This window comes from Micromonospora sp. M51, from assembly GCF_018070305.1.
Classification (GTDB): Bacteria; Actinomycetota; Actinomycetes; order Mycobacteriales; family Micromonosporaceae; genus Micromonospora; species Micromonospora parva.
The window spans coordinates 1-1,063 of record NZ_JAGPXZ010001234.1; the positions used below are offsets into that span (position 1 = coordinate 1).

2 protein-coding genes are annotated in these 1,063 nt (G+C 76.1%); both read right to left on the minus strand.

All coding sequences use genetic code 11. From position 1 onward, the window contains the following. Nucleotides 1-788, minus strand: a 788-nt coding sequence (locus KBX53_RS33930; RefSeq protein ID WP_210863920.1) for a carbohydrate kinase family protein, incomplete at its 3' end; no start/stop codon positions are given. Further along, the coding region (locus tag KBX53_RS33935) for a pseudouridine-5'-phosphate glycosidase (RefSeq protein ID WP_210863921.1) at nt 785-1,063 on the minus strand (279 nt) is incomplete at its 5' end. The genes KBX53_RS33930 and KBX53_RS33935, both read right to left, overlap by 4 nt.

A 1,063-nucleotide genomic window follows, 5' to 3' on the forward strand; every position in this document is an offset into this window, starting at 1 on the left:
GCCGCGAAGGCGTCGCCCGCGCCCGTGACGTCCACCACCGCCACCCGACGGGCCGGCGCCACACAGACCGGCGTGGTGCGGTCGACCCAGACCGCGCCGGCCGCGCCGCCCTTCACCACCACCCGCCGAGCCGTCGCCGACAGCACCCGCCCCTGCGCCGCCGGTTCCAGCCCGCCGGCCAGCACGGTGGCCTCGTCCGCGTTGACCAGGAGCAGGTCGATGTCGCGTACCCAACTCAGGAACGCCGCCGCACCGACCCGCCGTAACGGCGCCGCGGAGGCCGCGTCGACGCTGATGGTGAGCCCGCGCTCGCGGGCGGCGGCCAACGCCCGCAGCCCGGCGCCGCGCGACTCGGCGTCCAGCAGGGTGTACGCGGACAGGTGCAGATGCCCCGCGTCGGGCGCCGCCGCGAGGGCCCGCTCGACGTGCGCGGCGCTCAACCGCAGGTTCGCGCCCCGCTGGCTGACCATGGTGCGCTCGTCGTCGGAGGCCAACACGATGACCGTGCCGGTCGGAACCCCTTCGACCCGCTCGATCGCGCAGTCGACGCCCGCCCGGTCGAGCTCGGCCACCCGGTCCCGCCCGGCGTCGTCGTCGCCGACAGCGCCGACGAGCGTGACGTCCACCCGCTGCGCGGCGACCCAGGCGGCGGTGTTGGCCGCCTGCCCGCCACCGCCGAGACTGATCTCGGCCCCGGTGTCCGAACCGGCCGCGAGCGGCCCGGACAGCACGGCGACCACATCGGTGATCACGTCCCCGACGACGAGCACCCGGGCCGGTCGGGTCATGCCGGGACGGCGGTGCTGCGGGCCGCCGAGGCGACCGCGATCCGCGCGGCCAGGTCGGCGTTGCGCAGGATGATCCGCACGTTCACCGCCAGGCTCGCGCCCTCGGTCGACGAGTGGAAGTGCGCGAGCAGGTACGGCGTGACGGCCTTGCCGGTGATCCCGTCGCGCTCCAGCAGGGCCAGACCCTCGGTGAGCGTGCGGTCGTGCAGCTCCGGGTCGCGTTGCTCATCGACCGGCAGCGGGTTGGCGAGGAGCAGCCCGCCGGTGTGCTCGGC